Origin of the sequence: Paenibacillus hebaui, assembly GCF_051934385.1 — a bacterium.
Lineage (GTDB): Bacteria > Bacillota > Bacilli > Paenibacillales > Paenibacillaceae > Paenibacillus.
The window spans coordinates 1,797,852-1,819,382 of the sequence record NZ_CP196836.1 but is presented as its reverse complement, the minus strand read 5'-3'; the positions used below and the strand labels follow the sequence as shown (position 1 = coordinate 1,819,382).

Below are 21,531 nucleotides of genomic sequence, written 5' to 3'. Positions count from 1 at the left end.
CGGGGGACCGTTCCAGATACGGATCGTTCTTCCGATCGCTGTTGCCCCCAAATTTCCTTTATTAAATCTATTAAATGTAAAAATTAGGTGACAAAGGCGAACGCTACCGCTTCTTCAGAATCTATTCCGTCTCTTCCACTACTGCCGCTGTTAATAGAACAATACAAATTGTTGTGGCAAAGTAAAATCCATAATCTCTTACCAATTTAGATGAATCTAAACGTTTATAACTGTTAATCTGTTATCCCTCCATAGTATGGAGGACCATGCTTGTATCACTGATTTCTTCCATCCGTTCGATCAGTTGCTTTGCGACATCCTGTGGCGATCTTAATTGGCCTGCTTCATATACCTGACCGAATACCCCGGACAATGCAAATTCCTCTGCACTCTTGCCTCTTGCCACAGCCTGTAGCTCCGTATCCACCATCCCTGGATCGAATGCAATGACCTCCACCGGGTTTGGCTGCCCGGATTGTTCCATCGCTACACATTGGGTGAACATGTTTATCCCGGCTTTGGACGTACAGTATGTTGCCATCGAAGGCGCCGGATAACTGCCCGAACCGGAGGACACATTCATTATTTTTCTCCGTGCGGTCAGGTGGTTGGTATATTGTATAAAAGATGCAGTCAGGATCATGGGCGCTGCCAAACTGATATTCAGATTAAGGCTAATCTCCTCCGCGATGCACTGATCTATCGGTTTCAACGGTTCAAGCATGGCTGCATTGTTGATGAGCCCGATGAATTCTACTTCCTGCAGCGGAATCTGCTTCAATATTCCTGAAACAAGATCGTCGATGCTATGGATGTCTGCAAGATCAAACTGGACATGCTTATATCGCTCGTAAGTCTCCTCCAAGTCAGACGCTCCGCGTGCAATGCCGTAGACATGATCTCCCTTTTCCAATAACAATTCCGCGAGCTGTTTTCCAATTCCCTTGGATGTACCTGTGATGATAAAGTGTCTGTTCCCCATATTCTACCTGCCTTTCTCTCACTCCGTGCAAGATTGGTTAAACGTCAAGCCTATGAGACCCTATGAATCCAGGTCTACACGTTGAGTTTTCTCCACAAGGTCACCCACAAAATGGGCAAGCCAAAACAGTTCTCATTCTGACCCATCGCTTTCATCGGGCGCAGCTCCACACATTCAAATACATCTCCAAACAAATAGCGAAGCTTCTCCTCCGTAAAGGCGAGACCGCCTTTCATCGACTTCTCACGATATACCTCCCAATCGTCCATAACGCTCTCCGGTCCACCTTGACCGCCAAAGCCTGGCGCAAAGCAGGTCATCCCAAAATACCCTCCAGGCTTGAGTGCGTTGTGAATCATCTGTATGTAGGGAATTCGCTGATGGGGCAGCAGATGGTGAAGACAGCCCGAATCATAGACGAGATCGTACTTTTCCTGTGGCGCAAGTTCAAACACCGATTTGCATTCAAAATTCACGTCAAGCTGTTCTTCCGCTGCTCTTTCCTTAGCCCAGGCAATGGCCGTCTCCGAAAGATCATAAGCATCCACCTCATAACCCTGTCGTGCCAGATACAATGCATTTCTTCCCGGGCCACAACCCAGCTCCAATGCCTTACCCCCAGATAATACACCTGAGTCTACATACGCGACCAGATTTTCATCCGGCTTGTTTGGAAAAAAGGGGATCGGTCGGTCCCGATCCTCGTAGAAAGGCTCCCAAAATTGCTTTGCTGATCTGAACTCGGCATCAAGCATGTCATATAGATCCTGGACATTTTTGATCGTCTTCTCCAAAGTCGTATTCCTCCTTGTATGTATACAAAGTATCTAGTACATTCCTACTCTCTCGTTCGATCTCTGCGCATATCAATCGCTCGCTTCATCACGGTTTTTGCGCGCAATGAACTTCCATCTATTATAACATTTTCACCCAAAATAACTCTATTTTTCTTGTATAATTCGAGCCAAAAACGGCCTGATTTACATGTTGAAAAACGACGTTCAGAAGAAAGAAATCTCTTTCTCCCAGACGTCGTTATAGTCATCTCTATTCAGATTTGAATCAGCTTAACTTCTTCGTAAGATACAGCACCACATCATCATCGATGATCGTCTCATCCCCTGGCTGGATGTAACGATCATGCTTGTGAATGCCCTTACCGTCAGGAATATATCCGCGATGGGCATACAGAATTTGAGCTTTGCCATAATCGGAAAATACCCCAACACCAATTCCCGCTGTATCCGTTCGCTCTTGAATAACTTCCTCTGCCCGGTCCATCAACCGCGATCCGATTCCCTGGCGCTGATACTTAATCAGCACATTGAAATCATTGATTTCGGGAATGCCTTGTTCCCTAAACGATGGGTAATACGAATTCCACAATACATTCACGTATCCGGCAAAAGCTCCATTGAGCTCCGCTACCAGCGTTACCCGTGCACCATTCTGCTGTTCTGCTAGATAGTGAATATACTGCTCTGCGGATTTCTTCCACCCCTGTTCCTGAAACGCCTGCGAGATTACGGCAGGATCACTCTCGTTTAAAAGCCTGATATGTATGTTCATCGATGTATTCTCCTTAATATGACATTCAATATTTGTTTAAATCCTTACTAGATTCCCAATCTGCTTCGAAGCGACGTAATATGGGCAACATGATGTCTGCCGTGCCAGGAGTACACACCCAGATTATAATCCAGTCTGGTCGTTTCTTTCGATGCGGGATGATAAAAGGTTTTGGCATAATCTGCATCCGTTAATGTGTTTAAAAGTGCTACCCAACGACGATGTAACGCATCCAGGATTTGCAGCGAAAACTCGACGTCCAGCTCACGCGAATCACTCAGTTCAGCCCACCGCTCTTCGTAATACGGTCTGATCGTAGGGTTATCCTCCGTCAATGCCAGCTTGAAACGAACCATGCTGTTCATGTGGCTATCTGCCATATGATGAATAACCTGTTTGATCGTCCAACCACCTTCCCGGTAGGGCAGTCTTAATTGATCTTCACTTAATCCCTTTACTGCTTCTCGCGCGCGCTCCGGCAACTCGGCAATATCCTGAATCCACTGCTTCCGTAGTTCCAATGTAACCTCGCCAGTATGTTCAAATGTTCCAATTGGGTATCTCAAATCCATCGATCATTCCTCCTTGTTAAGATGTAATGTAACACAACCGATTGCCTACGGGGCATACTCCATCAGCCAGCAGTCTCTATTCTGTCCTTCATGCAGCTCATGCACGGCCCTCGTAATACTGAAGCACAGTTGGGTCAGACAACCATTGGACAAGGTGCTGCTCATCTTTTTTATCCAATAAACGTACCGTAATTTCATTCCATTGAAAGATTAACATCACTCTGCGTACTCCTCCAATATTTCAAGTGGCTCTCCTGAGACCCAGCTCAGGTCCTTCCCTAGCACCTTTTCCTGATGAACATAATAGATCATGGGTATCCGAATCGGTTCTGCTTCCTCACCCAAAGGATGAATGGTGAAACGCATCTTGTAGGTCCCCACCGCATCGGGTATAGAGAATCCTTTAAATTCAGTAATCGTCGTTGATGACTGACCCTGTAACGCTTGACGAAGAATTTCTTCCATCGCACCTGTACTGCCGACGGAAGTGGGCCAAATAAATCGGTTATCCTGTTTGTCATTAAAAGATATTGAACCCCAACCAGGTACAACGGGATATACGGTGTGCTGGCCCTTCTCTTCTTTTGTACGTATAATATGTAACTGTACCTCGTATTCATCCGCAGCTGTCTGCCGAATTGTACCTTTTATGCTAACATCCTGCTCTGTAACACTTGGAGCCAGATTATTAAATACAATGAACACCGCTACAATAACAATTGCAATGCCAGTCAGCCAAAATATCGTGTTTCTACGCATGTATTCAACCCCCAAGCTGATTAACCGTAAGTCTGAAGTAATTCACTCTCAATGAGTGTCTGTGTAACTCTGTCCAATTCCGGAGAAGCAGACCAATCACTATGTGTATTCAAACCATATTTAATCGTATGGATAACACTATTGGCTGACATATATAAATTATGGTGTGCTCCTGGATGCACAATGATGTGCTCTCCTTCACGCATAACTCTGATCTCAAGAGTCTGATCACTCGCAAAATTCGCATAAGCGACCCAACCAGACTGTACAACATAGAACTCGGTTACATTGTTATGAAAATGACTATTCTGCCACGCTCCCTGATGTGAAGCTACCGTTCTGCAATAATAACTGCCATCCTCTGAAACCATCTTGTATTTCCGTTCCCCATTAGCCATCTGCTCGAAGTTGGTAATTACGTTATCAGGTCCTAAATTTCGTTCTAAAGTTTCTCTATCCAAACCATTATACCCTCCCGGTCTATACATACGAAGGAACGAAAGCAGGCATTCAAATGTGTAATCTCTCTTTAACTCCTTACAGCTTTCCAGATATATTTGTGCTCACGCACAGCAAGTCTGCCATTTATCTGATTTTCCTTCAGCTTCACTTGCAGCTGTTCATGGTACTCAGGCCTTGTGAAATCCGGGTTGCCGGGAATATCGGAAAGAAAGAGAGCGAACTCTTTTTCATTAGAGAAAACCATTAAAGCCTCGTTGAATTCCTCAATCTCGATGTTTTCATAATCATTAGCAAACAGCCTTTCTTGTACCTTGCTTACATCGGTATGAATGCCAAAGATTACGCCACCCTTTCGCAGCAATCTCCCATGTTCAATAATGGACGTAGGCCCTCTGCGGTCATAGATCAGGTCAAACTGTTCGTCTTCAAATGGCATATCTGTTTTGGTTGAGGCGCAGACAAATTCAACATTCCTGACGTCACTGTTATCTAGCCCTGCCTTGGCGATACGCAGCAGTTCCTCCGAGTTGTCGAAACCCGTAATATGAGCCGTATATGCCGACATTTTCATCGTAAACTCACCATCTCCACAGCCTGCATCAAGCACGGATGTATACTGAGGTAGTAATTGCACCAAGCGCGCTTCAAACACCTCTTCTGCCGAATTGCCTTCCAGGGTAAATACAGACCTGCCCTTGTATCCTCCGTTACGCCTAGCAATCATGTCATACCATTCCATGCCCAACAGATATCCCTCCCAGAAGAAAATCCCATATTATTAAACAACATTCGACACGCGCAAGTCGATTCTCCTGTTCCACAGGTTAACTTTTTTCTTTTCAAAAGAATTTTATTCATTCACAACTTGTGCTTGTTAAAATTTGAAACGCTTCTCTCCCGGGCTCCGTATTAAGGTCGAAGTCGTATTTTTTTCCTTGGATAAACCAATCGAATGTGGAGGTTGAGCGCATGTCATTTTTCAAGAAAATGTTAGCCAGTGTAGGGGTTGGAGCCGCCAAAGTAAATACGGAATTGCATACACCAGAGGTCACGCCTGGAGGAATCATCTCGGGGATCGTGTACATTGAGGGTGGAGATGTGGAACAGAACGTAGAACGAATCTATCTTACCATTAAAACCCATTACATACGGGAGCATGATGACCGCAAAGTAAAAGAAACAGCGGTTGTAGCCAAATATTTGCTCACTGAAGGTTTTACATTACAGCCTAGGGCCAAACTGGAGAAGTCATTCTCATTTGACCTGCCAGAAAATCTGCCGATTACGCTACACCGTGCAGAGGTGTGGGTGGAGACTGGCCTGGATATCTCCAGCGCTGTAGACCCCTCGGACAAGGATAGACTGCATGTCGTTCCCACTAAAGACATGAACACCGTGCTGGATGCGATCGATATCCTGGGCTTCAAACTGCGTGAAGTGACCAACGACTATGCTCCGAAGCTAGGCGGTAATCTTCCCTTTGTACAGGAATTCGAATTTGTGCCAACAAGCAAGTTCCGCGGCTATTTGGATGAGCTCGAAGTCATGTTCTATCCGATGGGCGATTCGCTGGAGCTGTTATTACAGATCGACCGCCGCGCACGCGGACTCAGTGGTATGTTTTCGGAAGCGATGGGTACGGATGAAAGTTTCGTCCGACTGCATCTGTATGATCGACATCTGGAGCGTGGCGCACATTCTGTCGCTCAAGGACTGGAAGAAGTCATTTCTAAGCATATCTAATCTATAGTCTATGTAAACGAATAAAAACCGTCCTCTATCAGATTCGTCTGATGGAGGACGGTTTTTGGGTTGAGTCAGTTTCACATAGTAACGAGCTGAGCTGAGCCGCTAATACACCTCGGTACTTTTCAGACTCAACGTTTCGCATACAAGTTGGGCAAAGGCATCGAAGCTGTCACAGGATCGCAATTTTTCCAGTTGTTCCTCCTGGCGAATCAATTCTACAAACAGATCATAGATACCCATCGCCTGTTCGTAATCCTCTTTGCAGATGGATAGCATAAATACAGCATGTACTTCATTCTCCTCATCCCACGGAATTGGCTTCTCCAACAGACAGACTGATACGGTCGTCCGGGTTGAACTCAGCTCCATGGGATGTGGAATGGCCATGCCTTTTCCGAGCGCAGTTGAAGCCATCTTTTCTCGCTCCTGCACAGCTGGCCAGAACCGATCCGTCACGATTCCCTTCTCCAACAGTGCCCCACTCATCTCAGCCATAAGTGTCCTTTTGTCAGGCTGATCGGATCGATACATAAACAATTCAGGGTCAAAGTAACGCAGCAGCGTCATTTCCTCCCGCTCATCACTGGTTCGCACCAGATGGGTGATGGTTGCCATGTCACGTTCCGATGGAATTGCAGCAATCACAGCGGACGGCTTGCCTTTGGACTCACGTAACCGGATCGTGGAGATGACCAAATCTTCGGGTATACTGCCCATTTCCTCGTACTCCCGCAATGAAACCACACGAGAGACCTCCAGCTCGGCAAATAAAGAACGTAATCTCGATTCAAGAATGCGGGCTGTGCCGTATCCTGATCCACAAACCAGCAAGACGGATTTTCGTTTGCGATGAGGAATCTGATATTTACGCTCCAAAGCTGCACCAATGTGAAGAGCCAGATAACCAATCTCACTGTCATTGATCTCATAAGGTACGTATGTCTGTAGCCGTTTCACAGCACTGATCGTAATCTCATAAGCCAGTGGATAATATTTACGTATATGTCCCAGCAGTGGATTTCGCATATTCATGCCATGTTCCAAACGCGTAATCATCGGCTTCAGATGTGCATACAGATCATTCGGCAATCGTTCATCATCACGCAGATCATAGGTATATCGATCATAGATATGATCGAGCATCTGCAGGACAGCAATATATAACGGGTCACTTTGGAGTCCATTCCAATCGGTAGCGGTCATTTTTTTGCTAACAATATGCAGCAGCAGATAATCGCGTTCTCCACTTGGACAATGAATGGAATATAACGCCTCCAGATCCTGAATAATACGCTGCGCGAGTTGCTCATCCTGTTGGTTCGCTTCCACCTTCTCGAATTTTTCCAGTTCATGTCCCTGCATAACACGCAATACCATAACGGCCAGATGTGTGATCAGATCTTTTAGCGCGACATCGGCAATACGTACATCCTGGTTACCCAAATGACGAATGACCACCTCACGGATACGTGCGGGTTCTACGGGATGAAGCAAACGTTCCTGTGCAGCAGCCATTCCTTCCGTTCCCAGCTCTTCATCTCGCGCATCGGCGTACTCGGCCAGACAATAACGAAACCTTTGCTCATCTCCGACGACCTGAACACCATGTCCTGGCTTGATCCGAAGCTCAAGCTGGTAGTTCTCCAGAATCTGACGAATGATTTTCAGATCATTGTTCATCGTTGCACGGCTTATAAACAGCTGATCAGCGAGGTCTTCCATCTTGATATGACCCGGTTCCCCAAGCAGCTTGAACAATTCGTAGCGTATACGCTCATCGGGTGATCCAGGTACTGGCGCACCTGCTTGTCCCTCATCCTGTCGTTCCTCCAGCAGTTCATCATACCGCTTCGAATCATGTACACGGATGGAATAACCCCGTCCACGCTTGGACTCAAGTTTGCCGCCATGGCCTCCAAGAATGTGATCCAGCTTTTTCAGATCATCCCGAATGGTACGCACGGTAACCTCCAGCCTGTCTGCGAGTGCCTGGCTCGTCCAAGCCTGTTCCTGCCCTTCACCATGAATGAGGTGGAACAGCCTTTTCAACCGTTTGTATGGAAAAATCATATCGATATCCGACCTCCCTTCTGATCATCGTTATAAGTTCACTATATAGATTGAACTAAAGAATATTTACACTTGCCACTTCGATGACAGAACAACCTTCCGATCGCTGTTATGACTTATATCGATACATGAACAGTCATCAATTTGCAATACGCGAGTTCAGGCAACCGAACGACCTGTTCTCCCTCAGTTAATCTCTGCTGAGGATCAAGCGGTTGTTCAGCAAGGGATACACGCTGTGCATGTACAGGCTGATTGAATTGCAAGTTCACATTCGCAGACTGCTCCAAATACGGATTGAAGACACGGACAATATAGCCTTCGGTATGCTCTGCTTTCTTGAAGCTGCTTAACACCACGTTGGAATCGTCGCTGAACGACATCAGGCTATAGTCGGTTTCAAGCACACGCTCCTCATCACGGAATGCAAAGATCAGACGTCCGTTCAGAAAGTCGCATAGCTGATAACTGCTGATCGGTGTCATATACTCCCGCGCAGCACGAGCCACATTCGCTTCGTCGAATCCGGAGGACTGAATATGCAGTCCAAACGTGAAGGAAAGCTCGCCGAGCAATTGTGCGTCTGGCGTTGCGACGATTTTCTCACCAGAAGCCCGGCCAGGACGATACAACAGGTTTTCCTTACCCATGAAGCCGAAGGTACGGAACAGGGTCAGGGCGATGGTATCCTTTTGCTCACCCACAATCTCGTATTCACGCACACCTTCTGTCATGACAGCCATACCGTAAGAGCCATTATTCAACCCTGCATAACTCTGCATCGCTTCAATGGTAATCGGTTTCTCCTGCCATTGTTCACGCTCCCATACCTCCACTTCTGGCAATGAAGTTGGACGAGCAATAACACCGAACGGCTGGTCTGCAATGGATAGGGGTGAAGCAATTCCTGTATCAAAAAGGACACGCAGACGATGACTGAGCACCTCATTCTGGACCTGAACCTCAAAGCGGATCAGCTTCTCTCCTTTGCGAAGAGATACCTCCACCTGTATTGGCAATACACCCGACGTGATGCCTGCGGCGCGCTCTTCCAGATCATAGGGAACATCCAGCGTGAAACGCAGGGATAATGTCTGGGAAACGGACGTTTTGGTGGTCGTCGCACTCATCTGGCTGCCTGCCGAAGACACAATCAGATCCCGCTCGGGTGGGGAATAATTATAGGAATCACCGTCATCCCCGTTATCTTCAAAGACCATTTGATCCGTATACACTTGACCAGATCGCTTGTCCGTAATTTGCAAGGTGCCGTTCGCTTGCAGCGCAATGGTGAAATGTTCATTTTCAATCGTGTCCCCGTTACGCCGTTCAATGACAGGTGCAGCCCCCTGACTGAAATCAAAAACAATCTGAGTGTAGCCCATCGCAGGAACCTCTTGCAATTCCACCAATAGCTTCGCACGATATACCCGTTCCGGCAGATGAACTTTGCGGCTTGGATTCAGGTCGATATGCTGTCCAAGCACATAATCGGTCTGGTCCGCTTTTCCCACAATGGTATAGGCCAGCTCGCGCCCCCTCGTATCCCGAATCACAAAAGATTCTTCTGGAATATAGGCTTCGATCTCGGTAACCCCACCTCGCACATACGGAAGGGTGTTGAACAGGGTAAACGCAAATGTCTCCTCCTGCCGAATCGTTGAAGCAATCATACGCATGTGCAGATCAAGCAGATTCTGTGCGATATCATGCGCCTGTTTGTAACGGAACGCCACGTCCTGATTCGTCGTATCACTGTTGCAGCCACCGATGCTGTCATGTGCCGCATTCTCAAACAGCAGCTTCCAGATGTCCTCAACAATGCGATGCGGGTATTCATGCCCAAGCGAATGGCTAATCGCAAGCACAGGTTCGAGCGTATTGGCAATCAGGTTCTCAATCCGGTTGTTCTGCTGCTTGAGATCGGCACGGGTGGAAAAAATGGACTTGTGGATACGCATATGCTTCGCTTCCATCAATTCACCCCGCAGGACAGGCAGATCCGTGCTATCCGCTTCGATCTCCGCCAGAAATCGTTCCGGTTCATTCATCACATATTCACGTTCTGTATCCAGCGCATTGAACCGTTCAATCAAATCCGGCAGATTCAACCGCACAGGTGCCTGATCGAACCCGTTAGGGAAATAGATATGTCTGGTGGATGCTTTGCGTTCAAGCGCACCAATCTGTTTCTCCAAATAAGGAATCAGATCTTCCTCATTCTCCGGAATGTTGCCCCCGTAGTAATACCCGAATGGCATCTGTACAGCAAACACACGACTGCCATCCGATCCTTCCCACGTAAATTCGGTATGTGGATTCGTATTGTCAGAGACGCCCCTCCAGAACAGAAAACGCTCAATGCCGAACTCGCGGTAGATCTGCGGCATCTGTGCCGATTGCCCGAACGCATCCGGAACATAACCGACCTTCATCGCATGTCCGTACTTTTGTGCGGTTTTCATCCCATAATACAAGTTTCGTACCATCGATTCACTGGAAATGACCAATTGATCTGTCTGGGTATACCAGGGTCCTGTCATCAGCCGTTTGGCGGTCACCAGTTTGCGTATACGCTCCTCATCCTCGGGACACCAGCGAATGTAATCATCCAGCAGCGAGCCCTGTGCGTCCAGCAGGTAATAATGGAACCCGTCGATTCGCTCCAGTGCGTTTAATACTTCCTTCACATGTTTGACAAGATACACTTTGGAACGGGAGGTCGTAAAATACCATTCCCGGTCCCAGTGTGTATGTGGAATCACATGAACTTTGGTACGGTTTCTCTCACTCATTTCTCTATATCCCTCCAGATGCTTTTTTTAGTCAAAAACGAGTTCGATTTCTTCCCCGTTTTTCTTCACAGAAGCTTCCTGAGTCTTGGCAGGCTGTTTCTCCTCTTCATCGCGGAAGTTCACCAGCATGGTGCCGCCTGCGATAATAAGTGCACCAACGATGCCTCCGGCCAGATACGCCAGTGGTGTCCCTACTGATACCGCTCCGTATAATCCGCCGATTGGTGGCATGATGATATGTGCTCCCAGCAATGCGGTCAGAGCAGCACCGGTTGCACAGGCAAACATATTGACCAGAATCATTTTGGCCGGGTTACGCAGGGTGAACGGGATTGCACCTTCCGTGATGCCGATCACGCCCATAATGACTGCACCTTTACCAGCCTCCTGATAGGTTTTGGAAAAACGTTTCTTCATCAGCAGTGTCGCCAGACCATAACCGAGCGGCGGAATGCAGATCGCAATGTTGATAAATACATTCGGCAGATACACACCGGACAGGAACAGGGCATTACCTGCCATCCATGCCGCTTTGTTGACGGGTCCACCAAGATCGAACCCGATCATCGCTCCCAGAATAATCGCAAGCAAGACGGTATTCGTTCCGCTCTGGCTCATATTTTGAACCCATGCAATGAGATACTCATTCAGTGCGCCCAGCGGGCCACCCAGAATGACCGCCATCAGAAATCCGGTTAAACCTACGGTAATCAGCGGCAAAATAATTAACGGTACTGAGCCGGCGGCCGGTCCTGTAATTTTGACTTTGTTTTTGACCCACAACGTAATGTATCCGGCAAAAAATCCGGAGATCAACGCGCCCAGGAAACCGGCGTTGGTCTGTTGGGCCAGCACCCCGCCGATCAGACCTGCGGCCAGTGCAGGTTTGTCGGCAATGGAGTACGCAATGTAACCGGACAGGACAATCGTTAATAGTCCAATGCCGCTCCAGCCTACATTTTGCACGAGGTATAAAATATGCAAGAATCCGCTTCCATCTTTGTACGGATCAAGATCGGTAATGCCCATCGCCAGCGCGATTATTTTACAAATGGCAACAACCAGGGAACCCGCGATAATGACCGGAAGCAGATAAGAAATCCCTGTCATCAAGTGTGTTTTTGCTTCACCGAACCATTTTCTCATCGTACTCTCTCCTCATGTGGAAGGTGGGGTTAAGCTTGTGCGTTAACGGCCTCAACCGCTCTGGTTAACACAGCCTCTGCCTGACTTACGGCATGACCGATTTTGACACGAACGACTTTTTTGTCACTGAACCGATCCATATCTTTCACGGTCTGATCCGCTGCAATCAATACAAAATTCGCGGCTGCGATATCTTCCTCCGTCAGCTTGTTGACTTGCCCCATGGCTCCCTGCTGTTCCACTTTGATCTCGTAACCCAGTTGCTGTGCTGCTTTCTCCAGTGCTTTGGCTGCCATCGGGGTATGAGCAAGACCTGCGATACATGACGTTACACCTACGATTTTCATTATGACACCAGTCCTTCCGTATATTGATGAAGCAAAGCATATACCTCTTCTGGCTGTACTGCCTCTGCCATGGCTTCTTTGAATGAATCCTCAAGCAATAAGGTGGCAAGTGAAGAGATAATTTGTAAATGGGATACGTCTACGTGGCCTTTGGGCACAAGTATGGCAAAAATCGTTTTTACCGGCTTGCCATCATGAGATTGCCAATCAATGGGTTCACATAGACGGATTACCATCACTACTGGACGTGTTACAACTTCACTCTGGGTATGAGGAATTGCAAAGTGATCTTGTAGTCCCGTGGAGTAGACATGTTCGCGTTCCCACAGATCTGCCGCAAGTTGCTCACGGTTGGTAGTGATGTTGTAACGTTCCGCCTCCGCGGATATGAAATTCAATACGTCCTCTTTGCTATGCAATGTCTGATCGAGATAAATCTGATTGGTTGTAATCATGATCTATGTCTCTCCTCCTCTCTCTCTATCCAAAACGATAAGCGCTTACAAGATCATTGTAACGGATTCTCCCTTGACCTTGGATCTAGAAAATTTCCCCTTCGAAGCGGAAAAACATTAGCGCATAGATTCGAATGGAATGAGGCAACATGCTGGAATGACAAAAACCCCGAGTCGGTTTGACTCAGGGCAGGTTTGAGCGGGTTATACAGCAACGTGACGTGCACAATAATAACCGGACAGCAGTATATCATATTTCAAGGATGTCCGATCTCAAGAATGCTTTGTCCAGCGCTGTAAAGCTGATCGAAGGCCGTAATACGCAGCAGCAAGCAAGAGGAATCCAACAACAGCCATTAGAATGGAGGTCATCTCCCAACGGACAATAGCTCCAAAAGCAACCTTGGATTGTAACGGGGTAACGGATGAACCGCTGTTCATCAGATCAGGTACGTAGTTCATTGTCATGAACATGCCTTGAATGACGTTCCAAGCCACAAAGCCTAGTATGAATAACAGGGTAACCAGCAGGGATTCCATCGCTAATCGTTTGTTGATGCTCATCCTTATGCCTCCTCTTCCAATTCAATTAGACAAGATGTGCTCCATTTCCTCTTTCAGACGATCTTTGTTTGTATCCACATACTGATAAAGCAGGTCAAAGCTCTCTTCGTTATCCGATTGCATGCTTAAATTCTCAGCTTCCAGCTCCACCTGCTGCAAAACCTCATGAATCTGCTCCCCATGTGTTTGCAGACTTGTCGTTATGTCATGTTCAGATAGGCCATTCACATTGTCTCTTAATTGCCCGTTCGTTACACCACTTTCGGACAACATCCGCTCGATCTTCTTCAGAATCTCTGCATCTGCCTCATTGCCGATCCGCTCCATGGCTTCTATCGTTTCACCCAAATACTGCCCGCTGGCATTCTCAAGGAAACCGGTCATGCCGTTCATGGACAGCTCGGTATCCAGATCAATGATCAGAATCGTATCTCGCAGTACTTGCGGTAGTTCCGGTCCACTCTCTCGAATCGTCGCAAATTCAGCACGATAAAGATCCATGGCAACACTCCCCACCACTTCTTCACCCGACATCTCTTCAATCTGATTAAGTGGTAACAATTCCTGCAATTCTTCCTGTAACTTGTTCATCTTTCTCTGCCTCCTGTATCTCTCTGTCTATATACGCCGACACGTTATTCCATCATAGCAGAATACGCTATACAAGTTGAACATATAGTACGTGTTCAAAAAGATCGGTTTTCAGTACCGAGAATATGGGATGAAGCTAGAAATGGAGTAGCGGAGCGTAGGGAAGACTACGTGAGCAACGGACATTTCGGCTGAATTCCATATTCGATGCTGATGATGCCATTAGGCATCCTTCGTAATCAAAAGCGGACTTTTTGAACAACCTCTTATAGAAGTTGGTGTTGTTTATCTTGTTATCAAATTTACAGGGAATATCGTCAAGTTAACGTGCACTTGACCTCTGGAACATAATCCGCTGTTATGATCTTGGCATCACGAGTCTTGGGAGGGGTAATGATGCGCCTGGCCTTGTTCACAGACACCTATCTTCCTGAAACCAATGGTGTTGCTGGCACGCTCCACCGCTTGAGTAACCATCTGAACCGCAGAAGAATTGAACATCTGCTGTTTACTCCGAACTCCGTCATTGAAGGAAGCCATGAGACTCAAGTTAGATCCGTTGCCAACATACCTTTTTTTCTGTATCCCGAATGCCGAATTGCTCTACCCAGCAGAGCAACCACCCACAAGCAGCTACAAGCCTTTCAGCCCGATCTGCTGCATATCGCCACGCCTTTTAATATGGGACTGCTCGGCCTGAGGTATGCGCTCAAGCATCATCTTCCACATGTGATCTCCTACCACACCCACTTCGATCGTTATCTGGAATACTACAGGTTGAAAAGCATGATCCCTCTCTATTGGAAATATATCCAGTGGTTCCACCGTTCTTGTGATGCCACGCTAACTCCATCGCAGGAAACGTTAAACACATTGCAATCCCAAGGTATTCAGCGTCTAAAGCTTTGGTCTCGCGGGATTGACTGCAACCTCTACTCCCCTAATAAACGCAGCTCGGATATCCGCGAACGATACCATATCACCGCTCCTCTTATTTTACTCTACGTTGGACGCATTGCCCCTGAAAAAGATATCGCCACGCTCACAACCACCATGCAGCAGTTGCCTGAAGAGATGCAATCCCGTGTACACTGGATTATTGTTGGCGATGGCCCATCTCTCCCCAAAATGCGTCTGAAATCCCCATCCAATGTTACCTTCACAGGGTATATGCATGGGGAAGAGCTGGCTGTTATGTATGCTTCGGCAGATCTGTTTGTGTTTCCTTCCTCTACGGAGACATTTGGAAATGTGGTGCTGGAAGCCATGGCTTCAGGACTTCCCATTCTGGCAGCCAATGCTGGTGGGGTGAAGGACTTAGTATCACACCATCGGAGTGGTGTGTTGTTCGAGCCAGGTCAGTCTGATGCATTGATTCGGGAGATATGTCGCTGGGGAAATCACAGGGATCAATTGAAGTTGATGGGAATGGAAGGCAGAAAGCTTGCTGAGCAGCGGTCGTGGGAGCATATTTTTGATACACTGATCGGAGATTATGAAGAAGCGATTGAACATCGGAACAGACGAACGAAAAATCGAATCATTACAGCGTAATTTGATGAAGTAAGCTTGCTCCAACAACCAATGACAACCTATCCTGTCTCTGAAAGAATAAAACGGTTCGCTCGTTCAGGCTGCCGCAGCATATACACTCTGCTACGACAGCCTGAATAGCGGATACGATGAGCGTTAAGGTGTGACACCAGAGATCAGGGTACCATTCTGATGTAGGGTTACTTTGTTCCAAACGTCATAGGAAGTCTGCGTTGCACGGAAGGAATAGTCATTATTTTCGTTGAAATTGCCCCAATTATCCTTGTGCATACGCAACTGAATATCGCCCGTCTGACCTCCTGCAGCCAGAGAACCAGCACCCGAAGTGAAGCCAATCTCGACATAGCTATCTGCATTCGTGCCCGTGATACTTCCAATGTTCGTCGTGATGTTGGCTGCTCCGATCTGCGCCCAATCGATGACTGTGTTCAGACCCTCGGAGCCGTCTTTCGTAAAGTAGTAACGGATCTTCAGATCACTCAGGTTCACAGCGGACGTGCCATTGTTTTGGATATTAAAAAAGGGCTTGATATGATTGTTCGTTGCATCGGTATCTGCCGCACGATATTGCAGAACCAGATTCGAAGTTGGCGTAGTTGTGCCCGCCTGCGGTGTCGCACTCACATGTACAGAGCTGGCACTGATGCCCGCGCTGTTCACGGCTTTGATTTTGTAATAATACGTAGTTCCGTTCGTCAGAGACGTATTGGTGTAAGTTGTGCCGCTCACATTCGTGGCGATATCCGTATAGGTTCCCCCGCTTGTCGTTGCACGCTGCACAATATAACTCGCCGCTCCTGCGGATGCATTCCAGCTCAGGGTCACTTGTCCACTACCTGCCGTAGCTGTTACACCTGTTGGAGCTGCCGGGATCGTGACGACTCCCCCACCGTTATCGGGAACTGGCTGATATCCAGGGGTTGTATAGATCGTGTTCAACATAGAGGTAGCCAGCGTACCGTTTGTTCCATTGACCACGGTCTGCCCCCAATCCGTCAGTGAACCTGCTGGACCGTTGTTCAGATCAAGGTATTCCACACCACCACTGTTACCGTACCAGGACCAGGCCAGCCAACCCACTCCTTTTTGCTGCGCATAACTCATGATCGTTGCTTCATCTACATCGCCATCGGCATGTTTAAATCCGAATTCTCCAATGATGACGGGCACGCCTATAGCAAGAGCATTGTCGATATTATTTTTGACCATTGTGGCATTGCCGCCAGCATATTCATACATATGAATGGAGAAGATGGTGTTTGCCAGTGGATCGGCGTTAAACACGTCCAGCCCACGATTGAAGATCGCTGTAGGGTATTGTCCCCAGCCTGCGGTATCCACAACAATTGTATTTTTGATCCCTGCCTGACGTAGTTCAGGAATGACTTGTTGGTATCCATCCGCCCATACTGCGGTGTCCCATGACCCGTACCATTCATTCGCAATGTTCACGATCACCCGATCTTCCTTGCCAATCAGAGCATCCTTGATGCTGATAAAATAATCCGAGGCTTTCCGCAGTTCTGCAATACTGTCCGAACCAGTGGCATCATGCACTTCCAGCATAACGGTTAATTTGTACTGGTCACACAACGCGAGAATCTGCTCCACATCGGCCAGTGAATCTGCCGTCCAGCGACTTCCGTTGGACAACACAATTCGCACGGTGTTGGAACCTGTCGCAGCAATGGCCGGAATGGCCGCTTGCAGATCATTTTTGAACCAGGTATGGGCATGATTCACCCCACGCATGACGAAAGGTGTCCCCGTAGCATCCAGTAGTTTGGTACCGCTTACATGAAATCCTTTGACAGGTCCCGTTGCAGCGGAAGCTGGATGAGGTGAATACGCTATAGACACCAGCATTAACGACAGAGAGAACAGCATTGCTTTACGAAACATGTTTCCAATACGCTTCATAACAAAACCTCCTTCATGGGATGGGTTAAGCTATTCATACGGTATGTAGATACATAGAAGCCAAACAGATTGCCGACATGGATTACTTCATGCATCACCTCCTGGACAATCTAAATATACCATAAAATGTAATAATTGACCGGGACTATTTAGAGAATTTTAAATATTTCTATAATTCCAGAACTCACCGCATGTAAAAAAAGCATGATCCATTTTACTGAATCATACTGGAGACATCGTTTCATATGACCGCGCTATGTAGATTTCAATTACGCTGTCTGTTCGCGGTTAGAGCATGTGCTTTAGCTCACGTAGATGCTTGATGGTATGTAAAGGTTGGATCGTAATACTATTCTGCCAAGGCTGATTGACCTTCATCCAGATCGTATTCATGCCTACGCTCGCCGCTCCTTTGACATCGTTCACCGGATGATCTCCAATGTAGATACACTGTTCGGGAGATAGACCGAAATGATCCAGTGCCAACCTGAAAATACGAGGATCGGGCTTTTTGACCCCAGCCTCTTCCGAAACAATAATATGGTCAAAATCATCCCGAATGCCAAGCTGATCGATTTTTCCATACTGAATATCCGTTTGCCCATTGGTGATTAACCCGGTTTGGTATTTCCCTCTGATATGCTGAACCACTTCTCGCGCCTGTTCCATCAGTACAGCACTTCTCACATACTCTCTACCATAGAACTCCATAAGCTCCGCGTGCAGCGGTTTCTCCGCCCAAGGCAGTTCATGCAACAGCTCGTTGAACAACATATGTTTATCCTTGTAACCATCCTCATCGAGCTCAATGATTCTTTTGAGGATATCCTCCGTGGACACAAGATGGGCAAAATAGGTCTTGATCAAACTCCGGGTGAAGCCTTCAAAGGTACGTGTTCTGTTCAAAATCGTATTGTCCAAATCAAAAATAATCGCTTTGATATGCTCCATTTTAACTCTCCCCCAATTCCAGTACATGCGTTATTTTCTCCATATTCGTCACTTCTCTAAATCCCAAGGTGTGATAAAAAAAGCCAGCAACCGGTTGATCAGTGTACAGAACCAGTCGAGCGTAATGATTTTCCGCTTTTTGAATAACCGCATCAATCAGTCTGCGTCCAACCCCATGTCTTCGAAATTCTCTCATCACGTAAAGCCTGCGAATTCTTCCAGTGGCAGTCAATTCAGAATAAGGATCTCTGTTCAAACCGCAGATACCAACAATTTTATCGTGCATTCTGCATTCAAAAAGCGCTTCATCTTCTTGCTCGAATGTATTGATTCCTGTCTCATATTCATGGATTAATCGCTCGATATGTCTGAACCCCTCACTGGAGCTTTCGGCCAGCATCGCCACTAATTCATCACGATTCCATACCGATATTTCCTGAATTCGCATGATGTAACCGCCTCCATCATTTTAAATCAATTGTACACATGCAAACCCAACCATAGATTGAACGATGGCTGGGCTTACCTTGTAAAGCTCATTATCATTTTTTCTTTTTATGATAGTGATAACCCGTACACAGACCCTTTTGTTTGGATTTTGCTGAACAATTATGTCCACCCTTTTTATCCAATCTGCCTGGATGAGCGTAAGCGGAAGACGATACACCGACAAGTACTACGAGAGACAGAATTACGATAATAACCTTTTTCAAATGAGTCACCCTTCAATCATACCCTATGCTTTAGGGCTTAATATATTTATATTCTCCATCATTCTACATGAAAATCCATAATTGGGATATCCTCTCTCCATTCATTTCAGCATTAAATGACCTTAAACTTCTTTATAGGTAGTTTGATTTCCCATAATTCAAAAAGAGAGCAAGTGCAGAAAAACCTCATAGGTTCTATCTGCACTTGCCCTCAGATTATCGAATCTGGACGTCTTGGGTACGCTCCATGTACCATAATTGAAATGACTCTGCCGCTTCTGTTGGAATGTCGTTTGCCCTATGATGGAGTACAGGTTTAGCGCGGTTCACCGTTTGAATCGAAGCAACACCGAACCAGCGTTGCAACACATTTCGGGTGATCTTCACTTCGATGACTTTCTCACGTTTGGAAATGTACAACGTTGAAGTTAATGCACCTGCTCGAAGTTGAATAAAATTCTCATTCAGGATGTACCTTGCATAGAAAAATTCCACCACCCTACATGCTGCAATCCACAATAATAGAAGACCAGAAATGATCCACCATGCATGCTTCTGTCCAAACATCATCGGTTGGAAATACCCCAGGAAACCCGTGACAATGATCCATCCCCAGCTTGGTTTGAGCATGCGGAGCCATAATGATTTTCGTGGAAGCTTGTGCATCTCTTCCGTGACCTGATAGGACGGCAAAATCTCCGAGATCATGGCGTACGCTTGCTTCACAGGCAAAAAAGGATAGAGCGAGTTAACCTCCTGATCGGATTCGCCCACACCACCTGCGGTGGTCAGTTCTACTTCGGCAAGTCCAAGCAATCGTTTCATTGGAGACTGTGTGATCTTCACGGCCTGCACTCGTTCCTTTAAGATCGAAAATGCTGTTTGTTCCATCATGCCCTTCGTGATATAGATACGCTTGGAATCAGAGGATATCTGAAAATTTCCATACTTCACAAAGGTTCTGACAATGCCCAGACCAATGGAGACCATGATCAGCCCCATGATAATCAACCCAGTAATCCACCATGTATCCAGCCACGTTAATAGGAGGCTTTCCGTCACTTCTTCATCGGGGAAGAAATCTTTCACCCAAGAATAGAGCGTGCCCAGGACCGGAATGAGTACGAGAAAACTAAGCGAGGTGAACGAAGCTTTGAGTACATCCTTGCGGGTGGAATGATAATGAACAACCCGTTCCTGCTTTTCTTTTGTAGGCAGAGACATGGCTTCATCGGTTATAACGGGTTCGGATGGCTGCTCTCCTTGCTCCATTGCTTCAATATCACTGATCGGGACATGTTCTTCTGCCATATGACCTGCTACAATCTTCTCCAGCTGATCCGCTTCGGAAAGGGAAACAACATATAACTGAAAGGTAGCATCTTCTCCCTTAATCCCTGTCTCAAATCGCAATGACGTCACGCCGAACAAACGATGAAACAGGGTCGTATGGCGATTCACATTCTGGACCTTGGTATAAGGTATCGTTCTTCGGATACGGTTAAACACACCACTATAGATATGAAAGGCCGTATCGTCCGCTGCATAACGCGAGGTGAACCACTTCAGGATGGTTGACAGGATGCTAATGGAAACACCTACATAAAATGCGATTCTTCCATAGAAGATCCATTGGGATTCCGAGCCCTGACGGAAAACAAACAAAAACAGAACAATGGCGAACGAATTCTTCACCAGCTTCCACAAGCTCCACAGCATAGTTAATGGATGATGTCGCTTCATATCGATCATTCATCCACCTCATTGATCCGCGCATAAGAAGCAATCTGATTACGGAGTGCAAGCGCTACTTCCTCTGGCAATGCCGGGATGTCATGTGATGAACCCATCGTGCCGACCGATACGGAATAGAGTCCATATTTTCTCATCAAAGGTCCCTGATTCGTTGTCACCGCCTGCACTTTAGCCATGGGAATGATCTGATGTACCTTGGTCAGCGCCCCATGCTTCAACTGCAGGAACTCCTCATTCACATCATAATACCAATGCTTGTATAACCATAAAGGCTGGACGAAAATATCCCACACAGCATACGGTACAGATATAGCCGTAACCCCCCACAGAATCCAACCAATCCACGCCTTCCATCCATAGATGGAGTCAAGTATTAACAGTACGGCAAGTATCATGAATCCTATAATATTCCATATGATGGCGCTAATTCTCCACAGGTTTACTGCATGAGGAGATAAACGTTGCTCCGGTTTATTCCACTGTATTAACATATGTCCACTCCTTTTCCTAACTATAAGTTAACAGTATGCACTCTACTTTTCAATATATTTTTATTGTTTATCGATAAATAATTATT

At 46.7% G+C, this 21,531-nt stretch carries 22 protein-coding genes; 2 read left to right on the top strand and 20 right to left on the bottom strand.

The window, feature by feature from the left end; all coding sequences use genetic code 11:
• Positions 1–241: 241 nt before the first annotated feature.
• The 7 genes from ACR32F_RS08265 to ACR32F_RS08235 form a co-directional block, all read right to left on the bottom strand.
• Entirely contained in the window at positions 242–982 is a 741-nt protein-coding gene (locus ACR32F_RS08265; protein ID WP_440117864.1) for an SDR family NAD(P)-dependent oxidoreductase, read from the bottom strand.
• 74 nt (positions 983–1,056) lie between these two features.
• Complete coding sequence (locus ACR32F_RS08260) at positions 1,057–1,737, bottom strand: class I SAM-dependent methyltransferase (protein ID WP_440119739.1); 681 nt, start codon at positions 1,735–1,737, stop codon at positions 1,057–1,059.
• Positions 1,738–2,044: 307 nt separating this feature from the next.
• A complete protein-coding gene (locus ACR32F_RS08255; RefSeq protein ID WP_440117862.1) occupies positions 2,045–2,551 on the bottom strand; it encodes a GNAT family N-acetyltransferase in 507 nt (168 codons plus the stop codon).
• Positions 2,552–2,598: 47 nt separating this feature from the next.
• Positions 2,599–3,123 (bottom strand): YfiT family bacillithiol transferase, encoded by a 525-nt coding sequence (locus ACR32F_RS08250; protein WP_440117860.1) that lies wholly within the window; start codon positions 3,121–3,123, stop codon positions 2,599–2,601.
• A 216-nt stretch (positions 3,124–3,339) separates the two neighbouring features.
• Positions 3,340–3,882: a hypothetical protein gene (locus ACR32F_RS08245; protein WP_440117858.1), complete on the bottom strand. Its 543-nt coding sequence runs from the start codon at positions 3,880–3,882 to the stop codon at positions 3,340–3,342.
• Between the two features lie 20 nt (positions 3,883–3,902).
• Entirely contained in the window at positions 3,903–4,343 is a 441-nt protein-coding gene (locus tag ACR32F_RS08240) for a hypothetical protein (RefSeq protein ID WP_440117856.1), read from the bottom strand.
• Positions 4,344–4,411: 68 nt separating this feature from the next.
• Entirely contained in the window at positions 4,412–5,083 is a 672-nt protein-coding gene (locus ACR32F_RS08235) for a class I SAM-dependent methyltransferase (RefSeq protein WP_440119738.1), read from the bottom strand.
• 230 nt (positions 5,084–5,313) lie between these two features.
• Between ACR32F_RS08235 and ACR32F_RS08230 the strand changes: the two genes are divergently transcribed.
• Entirely contained in the window at positions 5,314–6,087 is a 774-nt protein-coding gene (locus tag ACR32F_RS08230; RefSeq protein WP_440117854.1) for a sporulation protein, read from the top strand.
• Between the two features lie 108 nt (positions 6,088–6,195).
• Here ACR32F_RS08230 and ACR32F_RS08225 read toward each other — a convergent pair whose 3' ends face one another.
• The 7 genes from ACR32F_RS08225 to ACR32F_RS08195 form a co-directional block, all read right to left on the bottom strand.
• Positions 6,196–8,163: a BglG family transcription antiterminator gene (locus ACR32F_RS08225; protein WP_440117852.1), complete on the bottom strand. Its 1,968-nt coding sequence runs from the start codon at positions 8,161–8,163 to the stop codon at positions 6,196–6,198.
• 116 nt (positions 8,164–8,279) lie between these two features.
• Positions 8,280–10,958 carry a mannosylglycerate hydrolase gene (mngB, locus tag ACR32F_RS08220; protein WP_440117850.1) on the bottom strand — a complete coding sequence of 893 codons (2,679 nt, stop codon included), beginning with the start codon at positions 10,956–10,958 and terminating at the stop codon, positions 8,280–8,282.
• Positions 10,959–10,985: 27 nt separating this feature from the next.
• The gene (locus tag ACR32F_RS08215) at positions 10,986–12,104 is read right to left on the bottom strand and encodes a PTS fructose transporter subunit IIC (RefSeq protein WP_440117848.1); all 1,119 of its coding nucleotides are present in this window, start codon (positions 12,102–12,104) and stop codon (positions 10,986–10,988) included.
• A gap of 29 nt (positions 12,105–12,133) precedes the next feature.
• Positions 12,134–12,451 carry a PTS fructose transporter subunit IIB gene (locus ACR32F_RS08210; protein ID WP_047842192.1) on the bottom strand — a complete coding sequence of 106 codons (318 nt, stop codon included), beginning with the start codon at positions 12,449–12,451 and terminating at the stop codon, positions 12,134–12,136.
• Positions 12,451–12,906 carry a PTS sugar transporter subunit IIA gene (locus ACR32F_RS08205; RefSeq protein ID WP_440117845.1) on the bottom strand — a complete coding sequence of 152 codons (456 nt, stop codon included), beginning with the start codon at positions 12,904–12,906 and terminating at the stop codon, positions 12,451–12,453. The genes ACR32F_RS08210 and ACR32F_RS08205 overlap by 1 nt, the downstream gene beginning before the upstream one ends.
• Positions 12,907–13,179: 273 nt before the next feature.
• The gene (locus tag ACR32F_RS08200; RefSeq protein ID WP_440117843.1) at positions 13,180–13,470 is read right to left on the bottom strand and encodes a hypothetical protein; all 291 of its coding nucleotides are present in this window, start codon (positions 13,468–13,470) and stop codon (positions 13,180–13,182) included.
• A 21-nt stretch (positions 13,471–13,491) separates the two neighbouring features.
• Entirely contained in the window at positions 13,492–14,061 is a 570-nt protein-coding gene (locus ACR32F_RS08195) for a DMP19 family protein (RefSeq protein WP_440117841.1), read from the bottom strand.
• Positions 14,062–14,454: 393 nt separating this feature from the next.
• Between ACR32F_RS08195 and ACR32F_RS08190 the strand changes: the two genes are divergently transcribed.
• Entirely contained in the window at positions 14,455–15,615 is a 1,161-nt protein-coding gene (locus ACR32F_RS08190) for a glycosyltransferase family 4 protein (RefSeq protein WP_440117839.1), read from the top strand.
• A gap of 135 nt (positions 15,616–15,750) precedes the next feature.
• On the opposite strand, the gene ACR32F_RS08185 is transcribed toward ACR32F_RS08190, so the two are convergent.
• The 6 genes from ACR32F_RS08185 to ACR32F_RS08160 all read right to left on the bottom strand — a co-directional run bounded on the left by ACR32F_RS08185 (position 15,751) and on the right by ACR32F_RS08160 (position 21,445).
• Entirely contained in the window at positions 15,751–17,535 is a 1,785-nt protein-coding gene (locus ACR32F_RS08185) for a cellulase family glycosylhydrolase (protein ID WP_440117837.1), read from the bottom strand.
• A 288-nt stretch (positions 17,536–17,823) separates the two neighbouring features.
• Positions 17,824–18,486, bottom strand: coding sequence for an HAD family hydrolase (locus ACR32F_RS08180; RefSeq protein ID WP_440117835.1), 663 nt, complete (start codon positions 18,484–18,486; stop codon positions 17,824–17,826).
• A gap of 1 nt (position 18,487) precedes the next feature.
• Positions 18,488–18,934: a GNAT family N-acetyltransferase gene (locus tag ACR32F_RS08175; protein ID WP_440117833.1), complete on the bottom strand. Its 447-nt coding sequence runs from the start codon at positions 18,932–18,934 to the stop codon at positions 18,488–18,490.
• Positions 18,935–19,028: 94 nt separating this feature from the next.
• Positions 19,029–19,208, bottom strand: coding sequence for a YHYH domain-containing protein (locus ACR32F_RS08170; RefSeq protein ID WP_440117831.1), 180 nt, complete (start codon positions 19,206–19,208; stop codon positions 19,029–19,031).
• Positions 19,209–19,415: 207 nt separating this feature from the next.
• Positions 19,416–20,951, bottom strand: a complete 1,536-nt coding sequence (locus ACR32F_RS08165) for a PH domain-containing protein (protein ID WP_440117829.1) — start codon at positions 20,949–20,951, stop codon at positions 19,416–19,418.
• On the bottom strand, positions 20,948–21,445 hold the full coding sequence (locus tag ACR32F_RS08160) for a PH domain-containing protein (RefSeq protein ID WP_440117827.1): 498 nt from the start codon (positions 21,443–21,445) through the stop codon (positions 20,948–20,950). Before ACR32F_RS08160 ends, ACR32F_RS08165 begins: the two co-directional genes overlap by 4 nt.
• Positions 21,446–21,531: the final 86 nt, after the last annotated feature.